The sequence below is a fragment of the Streptomyces olivaceus genome (assembly GCF_000721235.1).
GTDB classification, from domain to species: Bacteria; Actinomycetota; Actinomycetes; order Streptomycetales; family Streptomycetaceae; genus Streptomyces; species Streptomyces olivaceus.
Genome location: NZ_JOFH01000038.1, coordinates 24669 through 41471 on the forward strand (window position 1 = coordinate 24669; position 16803 = coordinate 41471).

At 65.2% G+C, this 16803-nt stretch carries 11 protein-coding genes; 8 read left to right on the forward strand and 3 right to left on the reverse strand.

The genetic code is table 11. The features are described 5' to 3' along the window. Positions 1-198: 198 nt before the first annotated feature. Entirely contained in the window at positions 199-1833 is a 1635-nt protein-coding gene (locus IG94_RS0132085) for a hypothetical protein (RefSeq protein ID WP_031045411.1), read from the forward strand. Positions 1834-2048: 215 nt separating this feature from the next. On the opposite strand, the gene IG94_RS39025 is transcribed toward IG94_RS0132085, so the two are convergent. Beyond that, positions 2049-4541 carry a tetratricopeptide repeat protein gene (locus IG94_RS39025; protein ID WP_052410960.1) on the reverse strand — a complete coding sequence of 831 codons (2493 nt, stop codon included), beginning with the start codon at positions 4539-4541 and terminating at the stop codon, positions 2049-2051. A gap of 128 nt (positions 4542-4669) precedes the next feature. Next, positions 4670-5041, reverse strand: a complete 372-nt coding sequence (locus IG94_RS0132095) for a hypothetical protein (protein WP_031045416.1) — start codon at positions 5039-5041, stop codon at positions 4670-4672. A gap of 267 nt (positions 5042-5308) precedes the next feature. Between IG94_RS0132095 and IG94_RS0132105 the strand changes: the two genes are divergently transcribed. From IG94_RS0132105 to IG94_RS41005, 5 genes are read left to right on the forward strand one after another with little or no spacing between them, the layout of a single operon-like run. Continuing rightward, a complete protein-coding gene (locus tag IG94_RS0132105) occupies positions 5309-5770 on the forward strand; it encodes an NUDIX hydrolase (RefSeq protein WP_224326646.1) in 462 nt (153 codons plus the stop codon). A 50-nt stretch (positions 5771-5820) separates the two neighbouring features. Continuing rightward, positions 5821-6558 (forward strand): NUDIX hydrolase, encoded by a 738-nt coding sequence (locus IG94_RS0132110; protein ID WP_078892509.1) that lies wholly within the window; start codon positions 5821-5823, stop codon positions 6556-6558. Between the two features lie 31 nt (positions 6559-6589). Continuing rightward, a complete protein-coding gene (locus IG94_RS0132115) occupies positions 6590-7750 on the forward strand; it encodes a site-specific integrase (protein ID WP_043485199.1) in 1161 nt (386 codons plus the stop codon). Further along, positions 7743-10331: a tyrosine-type recombinase/integrase gene (locus IG94_RS40015; RefSeq protein WP_043485173.1), complete on the forward strand. Its 2589-nt coding sequence runs from the start codon at positions 7743-7745 to the stop codon at positions 10329-10331. The genes IG94_RS0132115 and IG94_RS40015 overlap by 8 nt, the downstream gene beginning before the upstream one ends. Next, on the forward strand, positions 10328-10966 hold the full coding sequence (locus tag IG94_RS41005) for a DUF6262 family protein (RefSeq protein WP_206432614.1): 639 nt from the start codon (positions 10328-10330) through the stop codon (positions 10964-10966). The genes IG94_RS40015 and IG94_RS41005 overlap by 4 nt, the downstream gene beginning before the upstream one ends. Before the next feature lie 1193 nt (positions 10967-12159). On the opposite strand, the gene IG94_RS0132135 is transcribed toward IG94_RS41005, so the two are convergent. Continuing rightward, positions 12160-14052 carry a S9 family peptidase gene (locus tag IG94_RS0132135; protein ID WP_031045434.1) on the reverse strand — a complete coding sequence of 631 codons (1893 nt, stop codon included), beginning with the start codon at positions 14050-14052 and terminating at the stop codon, positions 12160-12162. A 563-nt stretch (positions 14053-14615) separates the two neighbouring features. Between IG94_RS0132135 and IG94_RS0132140 the strand changes: the two genes are divergently transcribed. Together IG94_RS0132140 and IG94_RS0132145 are read left to right on the forward strand one after the other, a co-directional pair. Further along, the gene (locus IG94_RS0132140; protein ID WP_031045437.1) at positions 14616-15269 is read left to right on the forward strand and encodes a GOLPH3/VPS74 family protein; all 654 of its coding nucleotides are present in this window, start codon (positions 14616-14618) and stop codon (positions 15267-15269) included. 1202 nt (positions 15270-16471) lie between these two features. Next, positions 16472-16726 carry a hypothetical protein gene (locus IG94_RS0132145; RefSeq protein WP_031045440.1) on the forward strand — a complete coding sequence of 85 codons (255 nt, stop codon included), beginning with the start codon at positions 16472-16474 and terminating at the stop codon, positions 16724-16726. The last annotated feature ends 77 nt before the right edge of the window (positions 16727-16803 follow it).

Genomic DNA, 16803 nt, shown 5'->3' on the forward strand with positions numbered 1-16803 from the left:
TGCGGAGAAGTTCGCCAGATGCAGAACGCGGTGAAGAGGATCTGCCGCCGTTGCGCCGCGTCGATACGCCCGCATGAGCCGTGCCGGGATTGTGGCAAGAGCCGGGAAGTTGCTGACCGGGACGAGCGCGGCCCTCAGTGCCGGTACTGCCGAAGTCGCGACCGCTCCCGCCCCTGCGCACGGTGCGGCACCACCGCCGTGATCGTCGCCCGCGGTCCCGACGGACCTCTGTGCACTCGCTGCCGCCGCCAGGACCGGTTCCCCCAACATCCCTGCCGGGACTGCGGACTGCGTACCGCCGAGGTCACCGCCGTCGAAGACGGCATTCCGCGCTGCGCATCCTGCTATGGGAAGCTCCGGGTTTCTTGCAGCCGCTGTGGCACCATCGCCCGCGCCGACCGCCGCTGGCCCGAAGGACCGGTCTGCCGGGCATGCGTCGACCAAGTCCTGGCCAGCCCCGCCATCTGTTCCCGCTGCCAGCAGCCCAGCATCGCCTTCCAACATCACGACGGCGACCCCGTTTGCCCTGAGTGCGCCGGCGTTCGCTTCTCCTACCGCTGCCGCACCTGCCGCGGCTTCGCACGACTCGAATCCGACGCATGCTGCCGGGCCTGCACCGCCCAGAGCCGGCTGACCGCCCTCACCACTGACCCGGTCACCGGCGCCGCACCCGAGTGGCTGCTGCCACTCGTCGACGAGCTGGCCGCCTACGAGAACCCGTCGAGTCTCGACGCTTACCTCCGCGGCCCCGGCGGACAACTGATCAGCCAGCTTGCCACGGGCGCCCTCCTGCCCACGCACGAGGCCCTCGACGAGCTGCGGCAGACCGCATCGGTCAACCATCTGCGGGATGTACTCATCCTGGTCGGCATCCTGCCCCCGCGCGACGAACAACTCGCTCAGCTCGCCCGGGACGTCACCGTCTACGCCACCGCACTCGACCCCGGCAACCGGCTCATCCTCACTCGCTACGGCCGCTGGTCCCTGATGCCGCTCGCCCAGCACGCCATCCGCCACGGCAAGCCCCTGACCAAGGGCCAACGCGCTTACCTCCTGCGTCGCCTTCGCGTCGCCCGCCAGTTCCTCAGCCATCTCCACTACCGAGGTGTTCTCCTGGCCGACTGTACCCAGGCCCGCTGCGACCGATGGGTCACCCAGCACTGCCACTACCAGGCAGAACTCCGCCACTTCCTGGTCTGGTCGGCTGACGCCCGCCTGTCCCCGCCACGCATCGCCATCGCTGCAGCCCAGCGCGCGGAGAACCGGTCGATCATGAGCGACACCGAACGTGTCCTGACCGCCTTGCGGCTGGAGACCGACGAGACTGTCCCCCTCGCCGACCGCGTCGCCGGATGCCTGGTCCTCCAGTACGGGCAGCTGTGCACCCGCATCGTCAGCCTCACCATGGACGACGTCCAGCACCATCCGAACGAGCCCGACACCCTCGGACTGCTCTTCGGACGTGATCCGCTCTGGTTGCGTCCACGCCTGTCCGCTCTGCTGCAACGGCTGATCGACAGCCGCACACCACCGACCGTCATCGCCCGGTCCCACCCGACGCCCTACCTCTTCCCCGGCATGCGCCCCGGCCGCCACCTCACCGCGAACGCCCTGAGCGAGCGCCTCGTCCGCCACGGCATCCCCGCCACCCGCCTCGCCCGCAACGGCGCCTGGCTCTCCCTGGTCAGCTCCGTGCACTGGAAGATGCTCGCCGACCTCATCGGAACCTGCAACGCCACCGCCCACCGCTGGCACCTGCACTCCGCCACCGACCGCGCCAGCTACGTCGCCATGCGGCTGAAGGACCAGCCACCCCCCTCCGCCCCCGAGTGAGGCCCCGGCCCCCGTCAGCGTACAGAGAGCGGTCTTTCACGCTGATCTCCTGACGGGCACTCACAGGGTCCGGCTATCAGGGTGAATCGAGGCGTTCACGAATGGGGGTGACCCGTGGCGTTATCAACTTTTGATGATCATTGTCCGTCTACTAAAGGATCTTCTCACCCGGGAGGAGGCGTCCACCAGTCCACACTCGGAGGCTAAGGGGTGTTCTATCCGTTCTTGTTAAACAGGTTGGCGATGTCTTCCTCGGAGAAGTTGCGGACCACATGGATGCTGGGTCCGTAAATGCGCTCGGCATCCCGACGGATCTTGTCCTCGATCTCGACCAGAAAGGTCTTCGGGTCTCGCGCTGCGGTCGCCGATAAGGTCATTTCTGTGCTGCCGGTGGAAATAGCTGCCTGATGCTTCAGGTCCACACTCGCGGCTTCTTCCTGCAGGCTGCGGAAGCGGCGGACGAGGGGATGGTCCGAGCCGAGAACGGTGTTGGCGTGCTCGACGACGTTGTTCACTGAGGCAATAACACTCTCCGCATCGTGGTTAACCATGTCCCGCAGGTACATGACTTCGTGGAGAGCAGACGACGCCTGCCGGCGATCCGATCCTCTTGCGTTCATGGACCGGGTCAGACGTGCTGCTGCGGACTCCATCGCCTGGACTACCTCCAGCTGGTACGTGAGGAGGTTGTATTGGGTGAGGAGTGTGTCTGGATGGTCCGGCCCAAGCACTCTCGTTCGATCGGCGAGTAGCCGGTCGTAGTCACGTAGGGCGCCTTTGATGTCTCCTGTGGCGCCGCGGGAGAAGGCTAGCTCGTGCCGAGCGTGGAGGACGTTTACATCATCACTCCCCATCAAGAGCTGCTCTTCAGCTGCTAGGTCCCTGAAGGTGCGTCGCGCGCTCTTCATATCGCCCGCGTCCGCCTGAAATCGGGCAACGTATCCCTGAATCATGAGGGCAGTCGTGGATTCCGGCCCATAGGCACGAATCGCACGCGGAACCAGGTCCTCCAGGGTGGCTACGGCGCTGGGAAGGTCGCCAGCGTCTCCTTGCCTGAGAGCAAGATTCAACTGCAACGTGATCGTGTCTGGCGAATCGGGACCATGTGCGTCCACAGCGGCAGCGAGAATTTCCTTGCTGACCTTAAGCGCATCTGAGTGGTTGTCCGCCTGCGCCTGCCAGCGGGCCAGTTCATGTCCTGCAGCAAGAACTCCCCTATGCTCCGGTCCAAGCACGCGGCGCACGCGGGGAAGCATCTCCTGCAAGATGGCGATCGCCTCGGCGACCTCCCCTGCCTCTCCTCGGTAATGCGCAAGTTGATACCAAGTGTTCAAGGCAAGTTCGTGGTCCTTGGGCCGGGCGGCCTCCGCCAGACGCTGGAACCAGTCGATCGCAGTGGAGAGATGCCCAGCCTGCCCAAAACTGCTCGCCGCCCGAAGGACCACCCTGAAAACCGCGAACCCCATGTCATCGATGGCGTGAGCGTGGGCAGCGAACGCGGCGGCGTTGGAGCGCAGCACCATCCCCAGGGCCGTCGCGTGGGCAGTGTCCGGCCAACTGGTGAGCAGGGCCGCTCCCGCAGCCACTGCGGCCACCTGGCTCGTTCCAACTGAGAGCTCATCCCGGACGGCACGTTGGATCAGCTCATGAATCCGCACCTCGCGGTGCGCCGTGTCCCTGTCGTGGTCGATCAGGCACAGCCGATGCAGAACTCGCAGTACCCTGCTGGCATCCCGATGGCTGACCGTCCTCTTCCCCCCGGGGCCTGCCAAGTACGCACAGGCCATATCGGATGTCAGGACATCCTGCGGAATGCCGTTGGGATCAAGCAGCGAGGCCATGTGCAGCATGGGCCGAGCCAGCCCGTGAGGCCGTAGCTGATCAGCCCGATCTATCGACAGCGACCAAGCGGCATGCACTGCAGCGGTCTGCCCGTCAGGCAACTGGTCAGGCGCGAGTTCCTCCAACCGGGTAGCACGGTCGGCTAGGAGACGCCTGTAGTCCGCGCAGTCGATGCCATCGTCGACGATGTAGGCGACGGCCTGGGCCAGCGCCAGCGGAAGGTGTCCCAGATCCCCCGCCAGAGCCGCGAGCTCTTCTTGATCATCCGAGCGTCCATGCGAGTCAAGAGCAGCAGCAAGGTAGGCCCGGCTCTCCTCCTCGCTGTACAGCCCGACCGGTACGTGTTTCCTGCCGTGTACCAGAGCAGCGTCACGCCGCCGGCTGGTGATCAGCGTCCTCCCCCAACGGCTCTCCGCTGGCACGAGCCCTTCAACCTCAGCAGGGTCCTCGACACCGTCCAACACGACCAGCCAACGGCACGACGCCTGCTGCGCAGCTTCAGATTTCGGCTCCAGCCATGCCAGAAAAGCCTCTGCCGCCTGCTCGGCGTCGTCCCAGTCCCTGGCCAGAAGCTCCGTCGCCGCTTGCGCGTAGGAAGCGACCACGGACGCCCTACCACCAGCCGGAACCCACAGGAGCACGTCCACAGAGCCGGCTCCCTGGACAGCGCGGGCGTAGTCAGCCGCCAGCTGGGTCTTTCCTACTCCCCCAGCGCCGGACAACACCAGGCACCCGGCTTCCCTCCTCATGGCAGCCTCCCGCAGCTGGGCAACTTCGCCGCGCGTCTGGAAGCTGCCAGCCCTCTGCGGAATGGAGCCCAGCTGGTAGGGCCAGGCGGCAGGCTGTCGCGCAGCTTGGACGACCATCTGCTCTACCTGCAGGGCAATCGCGTTGGCGACATCTCGGCCTGCGACGATCGAGCCCCGTTCAGCCCTTAGTCCCCCACGACCCTGCCCCTTGATGCGTTCTGAGCCGCGCCGCCACCAGGCGTCACTCACCGGGGCCCCTCGTAGGCCGAGGAACCATCAACATCACCGCCGGCGGCGATCGACCCCCCTTCGGCCCAGACCCCCGCCTCCGGCGGCGTCCCCGCTCCCGGTCGTCGCCGCGGACCAACGCTTCGAACTCGGGCATTTCGCACGCTCCCGGTCGCTGCGATCGACCCACCGCGCGCCAACACAGGACCCGAAGCCCGCTGACGCAAGTGCGCCACCAGGGCCAGAACGAAGCCAGCGATAGTAAAAAACAAGCTCAGCACGCTGCTCAGCTTGTCAGCCCTGTCCAGGCCCAGGAGCGTCATGAATACGGCCAAGGCGATCACACCGATGATGGCGCCTACCCAGCGCAGCAACTGCCAGATGTCCATTACAGCATGATGGCGCACCACCTGACTCAGCGAGGTGCGAAAGGAGCAAGACCTGCCTGTGACAGACCCTTAGCTCGCCGGAACCTCTCTGAAGCAATGATTCGCATCACCGAGACGATCAGTGCCGCCGCCGGGCTCGGCGAGGGATCGGAGATCACGGCGGCTGATGTCTCCACATGAACCACTCGTGGGTCTCATTGACCGGCGCATCGTCGCCTTCAGACCCGAAATAGCCCATAAGAGTTGCTCATGCGGAACCATTCGACCATGGCCAATACCGCGCTGCACCAGATGGCCGACCCCGGCCCGCGGGGCGCGCTGCCAATGCTGCCCGGCGGCACCGTGGAGAGCACCGACGCGACGCCCGAGGACACCCTGCATCGCGAAGCCGCCGAGGAAGCCCAGCTCACCCTGACCGACCCGGTGCGACTGGGCTGGGTGCTGGACAAGACCGGCGACGTCTACGGAGGCGTGGGACCCAACGCCCGGCTCCGCCTGGCCGCCCGGGTCACCGACATCGGGCCGGCGGCCGTCGACCCCGCCACCGGGCATCCCTTCGCCCGCCTGCTCGCCACCCCCGCCCAGACTGCCGCCCTGCTGGGCTGGGGCCTGCCCGGAGCCCGGCAGGCCCAACTCGCTGCGGACACGGCACGCGAGCGGTGGGGCCTGCCCACCACATCCCCCTCTGCCATCGAGGAGATCCCTGCGGAGGGGATGCGGCTGAGCTGACCTCGACCCCGCCCACCTCGCCTCCTTCCCGCCCCTCTGAGGTAGTCCCCATGCCGTTGTCGCACCACCACATCCGCACCACCGTCGACACCTACCTCGCCCGTAACCCCTACGAGCGGGAGCAACTCAGCGTCCTCCTGGACGCCCTCGACCGGCCTGGCGAGGACATCGCCAGCCGCTCGACCTTCACCGGGCACGTCACCTGCGGCGCGATCGTCATCGACCAGTTCGGCCGTATCCTGCACGTGCTGCACCTGGCCAGCGGGAAGGTCCTCGTCCCCGGCGGGCACACCGAGCCCACCGACGACTCCCTGGCAGCGGTTGCTCTGCGTGAACTGCACGAGGAGACCGGGTTCCCGCCTGGGGCCGTCACGCCGTGGCCGGGCTACGAGACCGTGCCGCTGGACATCGACATTCACGACATCGACGCCCGTCCGGGCAAGGGCGAGCCCGGACACCAGCACTTCGACCTCCGGTTCCTCTTCCGTCTGCAGACGACCGAGGTGCCAGTCGCGCTGCAGGAAGAGGAGGTCGGCGGCACCGAGTGGCGTCCCGTGGACCGGGTGACCTCCCCGGCGCTGCGCAATAAGCTGCTCAAACTGCCGCTCCCGGTCGAGCCAGAGGCGGCCAACGCCTCGGCCCTGATCTACAACTTTACCGACCGCCCCACGAGTCCTCACGTCACTCGTTCGGACCCTCTCCTCCACTGTCCCGTTCGTATTAACCAACCTCCCCAGTTGTCTTCAGAACATCGGAAGAACCAGCGAGGAGGCACGAGTGGCGCGTAGTCGAGTAGTACTTGGGGATCTCAGAGTCCAGGTGTTGAAGCGATCGGGCGGCGGGCTGTCGTACGTGATCGTCTGGCCAGATTGTTCGGTCGACGAGGAAGCGGACTCGTATCTGCGTCCGTTCGACGGCTCAGGGTCGCAGAAGACGTACGCCTACTCGCTCGTGGATCACTTGCGGTGGCGGATCCGAGAAGGGCTGACCACCGAGTCGATCGGGCTCCTCGACTTGAAGCGGTACATGGGGGCTGTAGGCGCTCAAGTGCAGATGCCCTACGGGCAGCCGTGGAGGGTTCCTCCCCAACGCCCGTACGGCGCCTCGGCTCTCCAGGTCGCGGCAGCTGCCCTGAAAGGCTTCTATCTCGACGCATGCGCCCGCAGCGGCGTGAACGACGAGCTGAGGAATGCCCTGTTGGGCACCCGGTTACCGACGAAGGTGGACAAGAGCCGAGCGTTCTTGGGACATGTGAAGAAGTCGATGCCCGCCAACCCGCTGGCACCTTCGCGGCCTCCCAGGAGACGGCACCCGAAGATGCTGCCTGATGGAGCCAAGCCGGAACTGCTGGGAGCCGTGAACACGGCCCGCGACGAGATGGTCGTGCGGTGGTTGTCCGACACGAGCCTGCGGATCGGCGGGCTGACGGGCTTACACCTGGTCGACCTGCATCTGCGGGAAAACGCGGGCTGCGGCGAGTGCACGAGCCCTCACCTGCATGTTTGCCATCGTTGGGGCAACCCCAACCGGGCCGCAGCAAAGATCAAACCGGACTGGAAGATGGTTGATGGGGTGATCACCGGCGGAGAGATCTACCGAGTCAGCCCCGCCATGATCAACAGCTACTTCAAGTACATGACGACGGAGTATGCGAAGTACGCGGCAGGGCACGGCATGCTGCTGATCCAGCTCGCGGGAGAGAACGTCGGTGAGCCCTGGAGCGCGGATGGGGCGCGGGGGATGCTGCGCCGAGCCGGCCGCCGGGCAAAGCTACCGGGAAGGATCACGCCGAAGGCATTCCGGCACCAAATCACCAACGACGTCCTGGACGTGTCGGGCGGCAACTCGATGGTAGCCAAAGCGGTCGGCAACTGGGCATCGGCCCAGATGGTCGACGAGGTCTACGGACACCCGGACCTGCACTCACCGGAATTCACCGCGGCGCTGCAGCACGTCTGGGGGGATGAAGGCCATGAGTGACCTCCAGTTGCTGCCGTTGGTAGCGGACGGCAGCGTAGCAACGCGGACGACCAGTGACCGGCTGGAACTCCTCACGGCTCTCATCTCGGCGCCGAACTTCGATCCGTTGTTCCGCGACGATGTCATCAAGGTTCCCCGCGGGCACCCCACGTATGGGTGGGGCTGTGGCGTCAGCGGCTGCCAGAGAGCACAAGGCCCGGCACGCGATTTCTGCAAGGTTCACGAGTTGGAATGGGTCGCAGCACAGAAAGCCGGGCAGGGCATCACCGAATTCCATGCGGCAGCTGTGCCGTTGATTCCTAAGTCCTGGATCGATCCTCCGTCTTGCGTGGTCTGCCCTGACGCGCCGGCATGGGACACCAGGCGATTGTGTTACCTCCATGGAACCCGATGGATGAGTCACCGTGCAGAACGTCGTGGCAGGAACGGAGTGGTGCCCGTTTACGAGGAATGGCTCGCTAAACAGGTACCCTTCCCTCAATTCGGGCAATGTAAGGTTCTCCCCTGCCCTGAACAGGCATCAGCTCCACTGGGGCTCTGCCATCGGCACATCACCCACTACGAGCGAGACGCAAAACCTGGAGGTGCGCGTCTGGCAGCAAACTGGGCCCGATGGATCGTCACACGCAGCAAACCCATTCCGATCGAATACGTCAATAAGAGCCTCTTCGAGAAGTGGTGTCGTGAAACCGGCCTCGCCAACCGAGCCAACGGGCAAGTATCACTGCTCGGGTTGCGTCCGCTTGTGAAAGCAGAAATCAAGTGGGCTCTCTTCCAGCACAGCAACAGCCCAACCGAGGGCATGATCTGGCCTCTGGTGTGGGTGCAGTATCTCGTGGACGACTGCCGTGGCCAACGAGTGGATTCACTGGCCGACCTCGATCAGGAGAACTGCCGACGCCTCTCTCGATTGCTGCTCTTCGGGGTACTCAACTCACTTCGGCAAGTTTATTTCACACGAGAGGACACAAAAGAAGCGGGTTTCATCGAGACGGACCATTTTGGTGTGCGCTTCTCGTCCTGCAACAGTCATATTGACCTGAGCCCGATCAGCCAGCGTTGGCTGCGAGACCTGATCTGGGACATGTTCGCGAATCGGCTCCTCACCGATCCGCCCAAGAGCCGTTCCCCATTCGACATGAGCCGTCGCGCCTGCGCCGAACTTTCTGCCTATCTCGACGCCCAGGCACCGGGCGGCGGCCATGACCCCACCGTACTGACCGCCTCCCATATGGAGGGGTTCGTCGCCGATCAACGTCACCGCGCCGAGCACGGTCTCCCTATGCTGAGACGTCGGCTTACGAAAAACGGCACTCCAGGCATCGTCACGAAGTGCATTCAGTCCGCCACCTTCAACGGCGCCCGCCGCGTGCTCCGGTTCGGGATGGACTCCGGTGATGCCGAACGCCTTGGCCTTGACCGTCGGTTCGCGCTTGCGCTGCCGGGCGGCGACATGCGAACGGGGCGTAGGCGCCCCTTTCCAGATGTTCTCGCTCGTGCCGTCGCCAATCAGCAGAACCTGGAGAGGCTGGAGGAAACTGACGAAGACGACCGTGGCATGTGGGATATCTGGGAAACCCAAGTCCTCACCGGGCGGCGAGGAAAGGAGGTTCGCGACGTGCGGCTGGATTGCATCAGCCGCTTGAACGGCGTCCCCCTGTTCTGGCACGACCAAACGAAAGTTGGGAATCTCGACGAGGCGATTCGGATCCCCGAGCGGTTATACCTTCGCCTGGAGCGGCGCCAGAAAAAGACAATCGACCGATACATTCAGAGGGTAGGTCATCCGCCAGGACCACACGAACGAAGCAAGATCGCCCTATTTCCGCGCCGAACAAGTAACCGGCAACTGCTCAAAAGCGTCAGCTACAAGTGGTTCCTCAATCTGTTCCGCACGTGGCTGGAGACACTCGACGTAGGTCATGGAGTCCCTCATCAGGCAAGGCACACCCTAGCCACCAAACTCCTCAAGGCAGGTGCGAACCTCACTCAGATCAAACGGTACTTGGGGCAGATCTCGGCGGTGATGGCCGAGCACTATGTACACATCGCCAACACCGACTCCGAACTCAACGACGCACTGAATGCCGTTTGGGTCGCCGGCCCCGGCGCCGCCCAGCCCGGCCTCGCTCTCACCTCAGGCAAACCCATGACCCGCGCAGAGGCCGAGGCACTTGCCGTCGATCTCTCGCGCAAGTCGACGCCTGCCGAGGGTGGCTTCTGCACCTTTCAAGCGGTTGTCGACGGACAGGCGTGCCCATGGAATATGGACTGCCACAACTGCGACAAGTTCGTCATGTCCGGCGCTGACCTCGTCTACTGGCACCGAAAGCGCGAACAATGGCACGCTATGGCCGAGGGGGCATCCGACAGTGCGACCGCGGACTACTTGCACGACATCTTCGAACCCACGGCCCGCGCAATTGACGGCTTGGAAAAGGCCCTCGAAGCCGTCGGCCTACTCGATGAGGCCCTCGCACTCGATCTCCGCCGGCCGCAGGAGTACTTCGGCCGTGTCTGGGCTACCGCCTTCCGCGCTCAGGAACTAGCCCAGCACGAGACGGACTGGACCGCAGCATGAGGCCCACCGTCCCCGAGGCCGCCATCGCCGCTCGCAAGCGCCAGAGCGAGGAGAAGCTCGCTTGGGTCGAAACTGCGATCCGCCATCTACGCCGCGAACGCGGACGTCTCACGGTCAAAGCGATCGCTCAGCGCGCGGGCGTCTCCGCCACGTTCCTCTACGAGAACGCCGGCGCCCGCGCCCTCGTCAAGAACGCGGTCGCTGAGAGCCGCAGCCGCCACGACCAGAAGAACCAGCACGAACACGATCGCGTTGAGGCCACCTGGCGCGAGCGCGCGCTCAACGCCGAGGCAGAGCTGGCCCGAGCCCAGAAGGAGGTCCTCACTCAGCGGCAGCGCATCGGTGAACTCATGGGTGAACTCCGCGACTTCGACCAGATGGTCCCCGGCGAGTCGGTGCAGGCCCTCACCACCGAGAACACCACCCTCAAACACCGGGTCAACCAGCTCACACAGGAGCACCGCAAGCTCCAAGAACGACTCGAAGGTGCCCGCTCCAACCTCCGTTTCGCGGACAAACGCATCGCGGACCTCGAGGTCCAACTCCTGGAACAGGACCCCTCATGCACCCCACCACCGATCCCGCCTCAGTCACTCTCAGCCGTCAGACGTTCCAAGCCCTCGCCTCGGTCTTGAGGCAACCCGAAGCGCTCCTAGACAAGTGCGATGAGGCCGCTTCTGGCGCGCTGGGAGCCCACGTTGGCGTCCGCCCAGCTGCGGAGTCCTACAGCGTCATCCTCAGGGACCCGCTGAAGATCTTGAATCAGCCCGCGTCGGCACCCCCGCTACTTCGCGAGCGGCGTCGCATTGCCTTGCTTGCTGGCCAGGAGGCCCACTCAGCGCGCAGCGGCATCAGTGAGCGGTGTGCATCGTGAATTCGCAGGTCACGGGTCCGGTGTGAATGGTGAGTTGGATACTCGTGCCGGTCGGCGGCCGATGACCATGGCGTAGATCATCGGGCGGGTCCGGCTCCGGCGGGATGCCGGGTTCGGCTGCGCCCGCGACCGGCCCCGCCTACGATCCATCAGCAGGTCGGCACGCCTGATCGCCCAGCACTGCGGCGTACGCTTCGAACTCGCCTCGATCCCACCCGACGCTCCGGACGTCTACCGCATGATCGCCCGCGCGGACACGGGGTGTTCCAGGTCGATTCTGTGTCAACTCCAGCTGTGTTGCATTCCTTACTACACCGGCTTCTAGGTCCCGCACCCTCGCGTGATGAACCAACCGTCGGTTGGCGCGATCGTCACAGTGATCGTCTGCGCGGACATTGCAAACTGGTTGTCGATGGTGCCCCCGTCCTTCGCCGTCCGTTCCCAGTAGAAGTCCGACAGCTCCCCCGGACGTGCGATAGGTACCCGGCGCGATCTCCCGACGTCCTCCGACACATCCTCCTTCCCCGGGTGTGCCACCACGCGGTAGGTGCCGTCTGAATAGGTTCGCACGTGACGGTGGTGACATGGCGCCCGCGCCGCGACGGCAGCGCCGCCAGCACTACACGCTGCTGAGGCGAGCCGAGGGTCAGCTCCTCCTCGCCCCGCCATATCCGGGGTTACCCCCGGCGAAGCGCAGGGAGGCTTCGGTAGCTTTCCCACATCTTGGCTATGGCTGCGCGGGCTCCGTTCCGGCTCGCTGTGTTTCCTTCAGGCGCTCGCGCCTCGCGCTTCCCCGCCGCCGCTTCCCGCAACACCTCCGCAGCCGCGGACAGAGCATCCGCTACTGGCGGCCGCGGAGTATGCGGCCTCCGGGCTGCGGGTCCTCACGGATTTCCTTACGCCGACCGCCGACCGCCGACCGCCGACCGCCTGCCGCCAAGGCCCGGACGGCGGCTACGTAGCGTCCCGGCCGTGTCCGAGATGCTCGTCCAAGAAACGCTCCACGGCGCGGTACACAGCGATCAAGTTCTCCGGGTTCTCGATGGAGTGCCCTTCGTCCGCCATGAGTATGTACTCGACGGGGACCCCACGTGCCCGAAGAGCCTGGACCATGTTGTCGGATTCTGCCTGCGCTACCCGGGCGTCGTTGGCGCCCTGGGCGATGAGCAGCGGTGTACGGACCTGGTCCACCCGGCTGATCGGTGAGCGGGCCAGCATGTCGGCCTCCTGTTGCGGATCCGCGGGGTCGCCGACCCAGCGGAACCAGTTGGCGGCAAGGGCCGGCCGGACGAAATCCGGCTGGTTGCGCAGGAAGTTGGCGAGGTCAGAGACCCCGAAGATGTCCACCGCAGCGGCGAAGACATCGGGCGTGAAGGTGACTCCGACCAGTGCCGCATAGCCACCGTAGGAGCCGCCCAAGATCGCCACCCGGTCCGGGTCCGCGTATCCCTGCTGGATGGCCCAGTTCACACCGTCGATCAGGTCGTCGTGCATTTTGCCGGCCAGCTCCCCGATGCCGGCCTTCATGAACGACTTGCCGTACCCCGTGGAGCTGCGGAAGTTCACCTGAAGCACCGCGTAGCCCCGGTTGGCCAGCAGTTGGACGAGAGGGTTGAACCCCCAGCTGTCCCGGTCCCAGGGACCGCCGTGCACAAGCAGGACCAGCGGCAGCCGGTGCGGCTCTGTCCCGATTGGCAGTGTCAGGTGGGAGGGGAGCGCGAGACCGTCCCGAGCGGTGATCGTCACCGGTGTCATCGGCGCCAGCTGCTCGGGATCCAGGTGACCAAGAGGACGGAACAGAAGGCGACTCTCGCCCGAGGAGTGGTCGTAGAAATATGTGGCCCCGGGATCGCGGTCGTGGGTGAAGCTGACGACCCACCGCTGCTCGCTCTCGTCGGACGAGATGTGGGCCAGGTCGCCATCGGACAGATTCCTCAGGTTCTCCAAGACCTCGGCGAAGTGCGGGTCCAGTGCGTTGATCACCAGTCGTTCCCCGAGGTAGCGAACTCCGATGAGCTCGCCGGTACGTCGGCTGAAGATGAGCGGCGAGGGCAGTGCTGGAAAGACACGGGCTCGTGTGTCCAGGTCGTACTGCGGGTGGGAGTCGACCTCCGTCTCCTCGCCGGTTTCTGCATCCAGCCGGGCCAGGCGGAGTCTGTCCGAGCCCCGGTTCGAACCGAAGAGAACGCCGCCGGCGTCGGCGGTGACCTCCAGCGGATAGATGCCCAGCGGATAGTCCTCACCCTCGAACTGCGCGATGTGGCACAACGTCTGCGTGGCCTCGTTCCAGCGCGAGAGCCGTAGGTCGCCCTGTTCGGTGACGTCACTGGTGAAGGGGCCTTTGCTGCCGCCATAGAAAAGGGTGGTGGCAGCGCCTCCGGTGTTCTCCGCGAGGGTCCGCAGGTCACCGGTGGCGATGTCCAGCTCGAAGAGGTCGAACGTGGCGGGATTCCGGCTGTTCGAGGAGAACACCGCCTTCCCCGGCCGCCCGGCGGGCAGCTTCAGATCCATGATGCGTGCGCCGGGAAAGGGGGTGAGGTCGGTAGCCGCTGCGTCCGGGTCTTCGAGATCGACGCGGTACAGGTGCCGGTTCTCGTCACCTCCCTGGTCACGGGTATAGAGCAGCCACCTCGGATCGTCGGTCCAGTGGTAGCTCAGCAGGTTGCGGTCCTCGGAGGTGACCCGCCGCGCGTCCCCGGGCGCGTCGACACTCTCGATCCACAGGTTCAGGTGGTTTCCCCAAGGAGCCAGGTACGCGATCTTGGTGCCGTCCGGCGAGAGGGAGGCCCTCGAACGGACGGGAGGGGCAAAGAACTCCTCGACGCTGATCGGCTTCGGCAGTGCCATGTGGGTCCTTCCTGTGGCTGTCCCCGGACAGCGAGTGATGAGGCCCTGATGATGGTCGGCAAGGGCTCTGAGTGGGTCCGCAGCCTGGAGCCGGTCACCGTTCAGCGATCGAAGGCTGTCACTTAATGACAGTGTCACTAAGTGACAGTAATGGCAAGCGCGCCGCATGTCCAGCCGCTATGGGTCGTCGATTGCAGCCCCACCTCCCCCGAGCGACCGCTCGACTGGCAGTGAACTCGTGGCACAGGTCACATGCGCGAGGGGTGGGCAACACTGTCACCAAGTGTCAGTATTGCAGTTAGTGACACGATGGTGAGGTCGCGCAAGATCGCCTTCGGGAGAGTTGACGGCCATGAAGATCAAGAGCTTCCTGCTGTGAGTCGGGTGACCGTGGTGCGGATTCATGGCACCTTCGAGCGGCTGCAGTCCCGTCGAGTCAGGAAAAACGCCACGCCGACAGGTCGACGGCCGAGGTCGGCGAATCCAATATGCCGTCAACGGCCCTTGTAGATCGCGCCATGCAGTAGGAACTGGTCCTGTTGCCACGTATTCAAGGAGTTCACATGGATCTCACGCTTCCGCAGCAGATCTACCTGTGTGCCTACGCCTTCAAGAAGAACAAGTTTCCGGCTACTCTTCTGCAGTTCCGCGGGCAGCGGCTGCGCGCTGCCGCCCTGACCGAGCTAGTCCTTGCGGGACAGGCTGAGACCGACGGGCGCCGGGTTCGCGTACTTGGAGACCAATCACCGACGGATCCGTTTCTTGCCTCTGTGTGGGAAGAGCTGCACGCGAGGCCGAAAAAGTGGATATCACTGGTGCACAACACCGCGCACAAGGCGGAGAAACCGGTCGAAAACCAGCTGACGGCTGCTGGGATTATCGAAAAGAAGACCGGCCTCACCTTGAGTCTGCTCGGAGGGAGCAAAGTTGTCTTGCGGCGGGAAGAGGAGGCCCGAACTGTGCAGGAAGCATTGCGCACGCGGGTCAGCACCACTCCCGACCCGTCCACTCTGCCCCTGGCACAAGTGGCACTGCCGGTGATCGCCCTGGAGAGCGACGCGACCATGGGGGTCGTACTGAACCGTTCCGAGCGCCGCAAACACAAGGATACGCTTGAGGAACTCGCCAAGAAATTCGATCGAGAAATACCGGGCCTGCGCAAAGCCCTGTCAAACTCGGTGCTTTCCAGTCGGTCTGTCGGCGGCGGATGGAGCTGAGCAGGACAAAGCGCACGTCCGCAGAATGCGAGCCGAAGTAAAATCGAGCGACATCAAGGCCGGTGCTGGAGACTCTGGTTGCCGCGTTCGCCGCATGGTGGCCGATGGAGCCAAGTGCCGAGCTCACGTCCACCCCTTGGGCTCCGGTTGATCATCGCCGGCGCCACAGTCGTTGTGACGAGTCGCGACGGAGAAAAATCGCGCCACGGCAAGACAAACACCGCAAGGGAACACCGCCGCACCCGGACCGCGTCCCGTACACCCCACAAATACCGTCCGCGACCGGTGAGTTCGCCACCGGTGAGCGGGAACCCATCACGCCGCAGCGCGCTTTCCTGGCCGACGTCACCGGAACCGCAACCGTCCATCTCGTACTCCCGGCGGGCCTTGCGCTGCATCCGGGACGGTCGGGGCGCCCTGGGGGCCGTCAAACGGCTTGGCAGTGCACGGCGGGAGCGGCGGTGGAGTGGCCCACTCGGCGTCGTCCAGCTCGGTCACGCGGAGGAGTTCGGCGAACTTGCCCGGCGATCGAGGGTGACGACTGCCCATGGCAGATGTGGCCTGGTGGCCGGCCGCGCTGCGGTCGGGCATGAGGTCGACCACAGCGGTGCGCACGGCGCCACGGCTGATGCCGTGCTCGCGGGCCTGGGTAGCCGTGGCCGGCCTTCGAGGTACGGGGCGCACGTCGGCGATGGTCCTGCCCGGATAGCCGATCGTGACCACCGCCGTTGCCCTTGGCCTCGGCGACCCGCAGCCCGTCGTAGGTCGCTTCCCACTGGACACCGCCCTGCAGTTCGAAGGCGGCGGTGAGGCCCTGCACCATGGACTTCACGTTGGACAGACCCGCGCATCGAGCAGTCCTTGCTCACGGTGTTCAGCCGAGCGAGCGACCGGCTGGGGTGCCCCAGCCCCATCCGTTCAGGTGACGGCAGATCACCTACCAACCCTTACCGCCTTCTTGTGGCCCGTGGACTCTCTCGAGTGCGGTCAAGGTCTGCTGCCACAGCCTCAGCGTGGCCACTCTGCTGTGACTCAGGCCACTCCACCGAGGGTGGCCACCGAAGTCACTAAATGCCAAAATGGCACTACGTGCTATTCTGCGGGCGGCATGTCGATCAAGACACGCTGCAAGCCGCAGAGGCACCACGCACGGATCCCGGGTGCTTTACCTAGGGACACTGCAGCCAACAGAAGGAGAGCTCATGAAGTCGTGGCGTTCCCGCATCAGCGTCGGCCTCGCCGTCGGCGCCGCAGCGATAGCAGTCCCGCTGACCGCCACCAGCGCAGTCGCCGTCCCCCCACCCGGCAGCGGCTGGCACGTGGCTGGCGGTATGACGTATGACTCGAAGAGGCAGTGCGAGGCTGAGGAGCTGCCGAACGCCCAGCACAACGGGTATGACGAGGTGTGGTGCGACGGTCCGGGTGGTCGCGCCGAGTACACCGTCTGGGTGCGCTGACCGCTTCGCAAGGCGCGGAAGAGGCGGCCACCCTGGCGCGCTGCGCAGGGTGGCCGCTCCCCGTTGTCTCGCCAACA